Origin of the sequence: Campylobacter concisus (assembly GCF_902460625.1) — a bacterium.
GTDB lineage: Bacteria > Campylobacterota > Campylobacteria > Campylobacterales > Campylobacteraceae > Campylobacter_A > Campylobacter_A concisus_AD.
The window spans coordinates 136,095-144,153 of record NZ_CABPUT010000008.1 but is presented as its reverse complement, the minus strand read 5'-3'; the positions used below and the strand labels follow the sequence as shown (position 1 = coordinate 144,153).

The following is an 8,059-nucleotide window of genomic DNA, read 5'->3' as shown; positions in this document are numbered from 1 at the left end:
ATTAAGTATTTTTTTGCCATTTCATCGTAGCTGGTAGTACCAAGATCGCTAAACGATAAATTTTTAAGCTTTAAAATTGCCTCTTTTGCAGTATAAATTTCATAAAATTTTTGCATTTTGTCTTTTGCATTTGCTAAAATTTTGCTCTCACCTTTTGTAAAGCAAAAGCTAGCTACTGAGTTAAAATTTCTCTGCTTTAGCTCTTCAACATCGACTCCGATCTTTTCTTTTGAAATGGCTAAAACTGCGATATTTTCTTTATGAGAAAGACAGATTTTACCTCGCATCTTTGCTTTAAATTTTAAGTAGCGAGATATTTTAAATGAGTTTTGTTTTATTAAATTTGGGTATTTTTTTACTCTTCTGCGATCTTTTTTATCTAGTATTTTTGGGCTAAATTTCTCACCGCAAAAGCTGATAAAAAGATGAATTTCACCCCTTTTTATAGGCATTTAATCTCTTTTTATAATTTTTATCAAACTCTAATGCTTTTTCAAACTCGGCAGTAAATGCTCTAAGACAATCATTTTTTTGCTGGTTTTCATCGCCAAATGATCTAATACGTGGTGTAAAAATAATCTCATCTTTTATAAAATCAGCCTCTTTTAGATCAAAGTTTAAATTACTCATTTTGCTATTTAAGATATGCAAGGCACATTTTCTTGGCCCAAAGATAAAATTTTGCCCATTTAAGGGTTTTAGGCTTCTTACTAAAACGCCACCATAAAGCGATGGCTCGCTTTTAAAAGATATGTCAAAACCAAAGTTGTGAAAGTAAATCTCTCCTGCCTCACACTGCCTTTTGTAGGTATTCGCGTCAAAACAAGTATAAATTTCAAGCTCGCTAAATTTATACTCTTTGCCAGAAATAATTAAAACTTTACTTTGCATAAGCTCGCATAAAAAGCTCTGAAATTTCTCGTCAAAAAACTCTTTAAAACCAGCAGCCCCAACTATCTCTTGCTTTATATTTTTATCTAAAATTTTAAAGTTATTTTGTTTAAGTAGATCAAATTTTTCTTTATCAAAATGACTTTGCTCTAAAAATTTACTAAGCACCGCCACTAGATCAAATTTAACAAAATGGCTTTTAAGTAGCTCGCCAGCTAGCATCTTTGCTCCTAAGTTTTTATATATTTTAAAGGATTTAAGCTTTACAAGCTAATCTTTGATGAAATTTTACCAGCTGCCACTTGCTCCGCCTCCGCCAAAACCGCCTCCTCCGCCACTAAAACCACCACCTCTTGAACTGCTTGAATGGCCGTTGCCACTGCTATTTGAGTCTGATCTATCACGCCCGAAATCACTGTGTGTATTTTTGCTTTGAGTATTTTTTTTAAAGGCATTTTTTAAAATAATAAAAAATATTACAAACATAATGGCAAAGACAATGAAGTAATTTTGCACGCCAAAAAATTGCTCAAATACCGTAGATATCAGCCCTGCAAAACACGCACTAAAGCCAACTCGTATAAAAAATTTCCCTAAAAAGCCAGAGACAAAACACGAGATCATGCCAGCAAAAAAGGCAACTATTCCAAATGGTATCTCTTCATCATCACTCACACTTTCAAATTCTTCACCACTAGCTACCTTTATAATGGCTCTTATGCCATCTATCACGCCACCGCCCATATCTCCTTGCTTAAATTTAGGCACTATCACATCATTTATGATCTGGCTTGACATAGCGTCAGTTAGCACACCTTCAAGCCCATAGCCAACTTCTATACGCACTTTTCTCTCGTTTGGAGCGATTATTAAAAGCACTCCATTACTGCTTTGTTTTTGTCCCAACTTGTAACCTCTAGCTATCTCAAGAGAGATCTCTTCTATACTTTTATTTTCTAGTGATTTAAGCGTCACGATAGCAATTTGCGTCGTACTATTTTGCTCATAATTTTGCACCAAGCTTAAAAGCTCAGCCTTCTCATTTTTAGAGAAAATTTGAGCCTCGTCATTTATCTGCTCATTAAAATTTATGGCAAAACAAAAGCAAAATGTAAAAAATAAAAGAGCAAAAATTTTCTTCATCATTTCTCAAATGAAACTTTTGGATTTATCTTCTCTTCGTTACTTATTTCAAGATTTTGTTTTGGCTTTAGCTCAGGATAAAAAGCACTTGCTATAAATTTATTTGGAAAACTTCTAAGGGCTACGTTATATTCTTTTACAGCTTCGATATAATCATGCATTGCTACGCTTATACGGTTTTGCGTACCTTCAAGCTGACTCTGAAGAGATAAGAAATTTTGATTTGCTTTTAGCTCTGGATAGTTCTCGCTAACTGCCATAAGCCTACCGAGCGCCAAGCCAAATGAGCTTTGTGCTGTCATAAATTCTTTCATCTTAGCTTCATCGCTAAGACCACTTGCATCAACGCTTACTTGCATACTCTTGCTTCTAGCATTTGCCACATCTTCAAAAATTTTTTGCTCATGAGCTGCGTAGCCTTTTACAGTTTCAACTAAATTTGGCACAAGCTCGGCCCTTCTTTTATATTGATTTAACACCTGCGACCACTTTGCATTTACATTTTCATCAAGTGCAACAAATGAATTTATATACTTAAAAACACCAAAAGCAAGTGCGGCGATAACTATAATAACGGCTATTAAATTTTTCATATTTTCTCCTTTAAGGAGCAAATATTAGTAAAACAAGACTTAAAAAATAATGTGAGTTTTAGTTTGAAATGAGTGCGAATTTACGCACTCATTTTGGGGATTAAAGATCGGTATGAATTTTATCGTCTATTTGGATATGGATAGTTTTGCCATTTATTTGATCTATACTTGAGTAGCCTTTAAATCCAGCAGTATCATATGTATGATCTGCTGTCCATTTATGAACTAGATCAACTTTTGTGATTTTATTGCCATTAGCATCAACATCACCACCTTTTATTTTAAGCACCGTATCAGGATTATCAGTGATATCAAGAATATTTTGTGCATTAAATTTGATCTTTGTTTCTCCTTTAAGCTCAAGGTTTTCAAAGCTTTCCACTTTTGAATTAAGATTAGCAATGCCTCTAAGATCAACTATTTGCTTATCAAACACCAAAGTATCATGACCTTCGCCACCTTTCATATCTTTGCTTGCGTCAAATTTAACCGTATAGTTTTCAACGCCTATATGAAGTGGTTTATAAGGCTCATAAGACTTAGACTCTAAGCCATCTGAAGTTTTAAGTGAGGCTTTAACATTTAGATCGTAGGCTGATCTTGCATTGATATCAAGCTCTTGATCAAATGTGCCTTTTGCTATATCTGCAGCTGATAGAGTATGTGTTGCAGTCTTGGTTGGTGTATGATTGTCTGGATTAGTGTATTTAAACTCTACCGTATCCCCTTCTCTAGCATCTTCATTAAGATAAACTTTGACCGTAGTAGATCTCTCACCACTTTCTGAGGTTTTTATATCTTTATTAAACATTATACCTCTTATAGCATCGATCTCAGCATGTGCCGTATCGCTTACTGTTTTGCTCTCACCAAATGTGTCAGTTAGAGTAACTTCAGCTTTTGTTTCTTTACCAACTGCGATAGTAGCATCAAGATCAAGTGGAGTATCTCTGCCAAGCGTTTGTTGAGAATTATCATCTAAATTTTTAAGTGTAATTTTTCCATTTACATCTTTTCCCATAACTTCATAATGTTTAGTTAAGATAGATCCGTTAGGATTTGTTATCTTAACATCTATCTTATCGCCAGCTATAACACTTCCTGGGATAGAAACATGAACCTTTGAAATTTTACTACCTGACTCATCTCTTGAGATAATGCCATTGTCGTTTTTGTCAGCAACTATGCTTACACTTAATCCCGCTTCACTTAAAGGTGCAAGTTTAGCTTTTGTTTCGCTACTAGTTGTAGTCTCAGCACCATTTGTTATAGTAGCTACTGCACTAGTTTCGCGACCTGGAAGCATAGCAACGCCAGGAATTTTTATAGTATTGTTTGCTAACTGTGTAGTAACATGAGTAGTATCATCTGTAAGTGAAATTTTACCATTAGCAGTTTTTGAAACTGTGTAATTTATTGTCCTATCAGCCGTAGTACCATCGGCTTTAGGCTCTTTTATAGTTACTGCTATCTTATCACCATTTGTGACATTATGCGGTACCTGAACGCTTATAATTGTCTTTTTTATATCATTGTCCAAAATAGCTTCATCTCTGTCTATTACATTGTCTCTACTTGCATTATCTTCAACAAATTCAATCTTTAAATTTTTAGTATCTACTGACTCCAATGTAGCTTTAGCTGTCTTTGTTACTCCATTTATAGTAGCTTCAACCACTGCTGGATGATCTTTATCTATATGAACATTAGAAATTTTTAGTTTATTTCCTGGCTCAAGTGCGACAAGGCTGCCACCTGCATCTTTTATGGTAACGTTTGTACCATCATTTGAAGCAACGGTATAAGTTTTCTCTGCCCCACCATTTACCTTAACTTTTATAGTATCACCGCTATTGACAGTGGTTGGTATTTGAAGTGTTGCCGAAGTGGTATTTAAATTTCCATCCTTCATAGCCTCATCTCTACTTAGAACACCATTTCTATCTTTATCCTCATCAATAAATAGCCTAAAGCCTGTTCCAGAACCGCTACCTTGAGCATCAAGCGTAATATCGCTATTTGTCTCAACCTTATCAGCGCCAGTATTATCAGTAACCTTGGCATTAATGATAGTCTTATGATCTTCTGTTAAGCCAAGTGTATATTTTACCACCTTATTGCTATCAGCATCATCGGTAATATCAAGCTCTTCACTGCCATTTTTGGCTATCAATTTGCCGTTATTATCTTTTACTATCTCGTATGTCTTAGTTGTTTTATTGTTTGGTGTATCTTCGTTATGTGACTCTACTATTAATTTATCACCTAAAACAAAATTTGAAGGAAGCTTGATAGTTGCTATAGTAGTCGCTCCAGTTGCCTCTGTGCTGCCCAAAATACCATCATTATTGGTATCTTTTTCAAAAGTTATCTCCATGTCTTCATGAAGCTTTTCAAGAGTATTATGATTTTGAGCTTCGGCTTTCTTGCCGCCACTTGCATCGGTGGTCTCAGTAGTTACATTGATGGTCTTGCCAGCAATGATCTCTACGCCAGGAATTTCTATCTCATTTTTATCACTTGCAGTTATAGAAGCATGAGTAGAAGTATCTTCTAGCATGATTTTACCGCTTGGGTCTCTACCTGTAACCTTATAAGTTTTAGGTGAAGTGCCATTATCTATTTTTACAGTTACCACATCGCCAGCTATAACGTTATTTGGCACTTTTACTACTACTGTCGTTTTATGTAGGTCGCCATCCGCGTCCTTGCTCTCCGCTCTCGTTAAGGATACGTTACGGTCAGTATCCTCTTTGAAATATACTGCCATATCGTTTATATTTGAGATAGTAACCGTGCTTGTATCTTCTGCATGTTGAATACCATCTTTATCTTTTATCTCAGCTGTTACTTTAGTTTCTAGACCAGTCGCTGTTTTAATGCCAGAAATTTTAAAGCTTCTACCATCTATTTCCGTATCTATTTTATTGCCATCGCTATCTTTTACAAAGAACTTACCATTATTATCTTTTCCAATAGTGTATTTTATTTCTCTAGCAGTAGCTTCATTTGGCTCTTTTATAGTTACAGTTAGTTTATCTCCACTTACTGCATTTTTAGGAAGCTTTATAGTGACTGTTGTGCTATCAAGATCATGATCACTCATAGCTTGCTCTCTGCTCATACTCCTAGTGCCATTAGCCTCTCCAAAGATAACTTCAGGTTTTTTTACATATTCTAAACTGGCCGATACTTCTGGCTCATTTATAGATGTATGTCTATTTGGATTTAAATTTGTAACTTTGGCCTTAATAGTCGTATCTTCTCCATGCTTTAGTTGGATACCAGAAACATTGATGATATATTGATTATCACTTGCTTTTATAGGCGTTAAAACATTAGAAGTTCCATTTTCTGTTACACTAGTCACAGCACCTTTACTATCCATATGTATAGTAAATTCTCTTGTATAAGTTTTAGAAGGATTATTTACAGGATCATCAGGATCAGGTCCAGTAATAGTTAGCGTAAGCTTATCGCCATTATCAATTTTATTTGGCAGAGTAATCCTTGCCGTGGTTTTATTTACTTCATTGTCATCAGTACTTTCTTGTCTTGAAATTTCATGAAGAGTCTTTTCTTCTGGTAATGTCATTTCTAAATTTCTACCAATAGGCATTACACTATCTTGATCTGACTCTTCACTTTTTTGAACATTGTTTTTATCTACCACATGAACACTAGCTGATGTTCTTACATCTGGAAATATCGGAAGAGAGGTATTTACTTTTTGATTATCAATCATCTCTTGTGTAAGAGAAATTTCTTTTGTTGTATCTTGCTTAGTTAGTGGATCAGTATAAGTTATAACGATCTTATCGCCAATAACTACATCTTTTGGTAGAGTTATTTCTACTGTCGTACTTCTAAAGTCGTTATCTTGCTTATTTTCATTATCATATAGATAGATATTATCATCTGTATCTTCAGTAAATTTCAAAGTCGGTTTTACATCAAGAGTAGTAGAATCACTTGCAGTTGCACTTCTCATCGTGTTTGTGCTATCTGCTACGTAAGCTTCTACTTTTGAGGGCTTACCGTGCTCAACTGGCATATTATCTATCTTATATCCATTATCTATTATGTTTTGATCAATAGATACATTTCTAACCTCAGTTGTACCATCAGGCTTTGTTAAAGTCACGTGAAGCACATCTCCAACAATCACATCTTTTATAGTTATAAGCACTGGAGTTTCATTTAATTTGCCATCTTTAGCATTTTCAGTATATGTTAATAGATTATTATCAGGATCGTTATCTTCTGTAAATTTAACCTCTGGAGCACTAAAGCCACTTGAAGTTACGCTATCTTCACTTCTGCCACTAACATTTCCTTGGAAATTTGTAATAGTTGCATCAACTTTTGAAATTTTACCAGTCTGTATTGGTGCATCAAACTGATAACCATTGCTTATGATAGTTGGAGTGATAGGAATTGTTTTATTTTCAGTATTACCATCTGGCTTAGTTATAGTGATATTTAGTATATCTCCGGCCCTTACTGTGCCATCATTTGGAATCGTAATAAGAACTTTTGATGTGTTTAAATTTGTATCTCGTGCATGCTCAACCCTACTTAAAGTACCATCGTTATTAAGATCGCTTATAAAAGTTACAAGAGGATTGCTTGGGATTATAGTATCATCTCCACCATTGTATCCGCTTATTGAGCTATCGTATGATGCAAAAGCTCTGTTTGCATCACTTAAATTTCTATATGTTGCATTAATATTTGAATAGTGGCCACCCTCAGCAAATTTAGCATCACCTAGGCTAACACCATCTCCACCACCAGCAGCAGTGTTTCCACCAGCAGCAGTCTCTTCAAGTTTTGTTAGATCTCCACCATTTAAAATAGCATTTTGCAAATCACTAACATCTGCCAAGCCTTCCGCGCCTATGGTGCTTTGATTTAACGCAAGTGTGTCATTGCCTACAATCGTAATCTCTTTTCCATTATTTGAAACAATTGTTATTTTATCAGCTGCATCACTTGTCTTGATACTCTCCCCCATATAAAGGATGTCACCTACTTTTAGCTCTCTCTCATTTCCGTTTTGATCGATAGCGACCGCCTTGCCACTAATAAATTTTACCACTCCAGCTTCTTTAGCCAAGATTACTCCTTATTATTATTTTTTGTATTATTTAAATTTTTACGTGATTATATACTATCTTTATAAGATATAACTTTATATAAGAAATTTTATCTTTTAAGAAAAAAATATATTAATTAAATATACAAATTCCAAATGTCAATAGTTTGTAAAAAGCGAATTCTGAGCTTTTATCAAAAAAATAGCTTTTTTATTGTCAATATAATTAATCATGCAAAATATAATATTTTTTATAATAAAAACTTAATTTAAGATATTTTTAATTAGTTTGAAACAACAATATAACCAAAAAAATCATAATTTTTTAAAAAAT

5 protein-coding genes are annotated in these 8,059 nt (G+C 34.2%); all 5 read right to left on the bottom strand.

The genetic code is table 11. The features are described 5' to 3' along the window. On the bottom strand, nucleotides 1–452 hold a 452-nt coding region (locus F3G69_RS07010), incomplete at its 3' end, for a 4'-phosphopantetheinyl transferase family protein (protein WP_149714835.1). Next, complete coding sequence (locus F3G69_RS07005; protein ID WP_149714814.1) at nucleotides 433–1,113, bottom strand: ABC transporter substrate-binding protein; 681 nt, start codon at nucleotides 1,111–1,113, stop codon at nucleotides 433–435. The genes F3G69_RS07010 and F3G69_RS07005, both read right to left, overlap by 20 nt. Nucleotides 1,114–1,179: 66 nt before the next feature. Continuing rightward, nucleotides 1,180–2,034: a TPM domain-containing protein gene (locus tag F3G69_RS07000; protein WP_188115346.1), complete on the bottom strand. Its 855-nt coding sequence runs from the start codon at nucleotides 2,032–2,034 to the stop codon at nucleotides 1,180–1,182. Continuing rightward, complete coding sequence (locus tag F3G69_RS06995) at nucleotides 2,034–2,627, bottom strand: LemA family protein (RefSeq protein WP_149714812.1); 594 nt, start codon at nucleotides 2,625–2,627, stop codon at nucleotides 2,034–2,036. Before F3G69_RS06995 ends, F3G69_RS07000 begins: the two co-directional genes overlap by 1 nt. 100 nt (nucleotides 2,628–2,727) lie before the next feature. After that, nucleotides 2,728–7,746: a retention module-containing protein gene (locus tag F3G69_RS06990; RefSeq protein ID WP_149714811.1), complete on the bottom strand. Its 5,019-nt coding sequence runs from the start codon at nucleotides 7,744–7,746 to the stop codon at nucleotides 2,728–2,730. Nucleotides 7,747–8,059: the final 313 nt, after the last annotated feature.

Excerpts from the sequence above, each read along its gene's own strand:
- F3G69_RS07005 (WP_149714814.1), bottom strand. The coding sequence starts at position 1,113 with ATGCTAGCTGGCGAGCTACTTAAAAGCCATTTTGTTAAATTTGATCTA.
- F3G69_RS06995 (WP_149714812.1), bottom strand. The coding sequence starts at position 2,627 with ATGAAAAATTTAATAGCCGTTATTATAGTTATCGCCGCACTTGCTTTT.
- F3G69_RS07000 (WP_188115346.1), bottom strand. The coding sequence starts at position 2,034 with ATGAAGAAAATTTTTGCTCTTTTATTTTTTACATTTTGCTTTTGTTTT.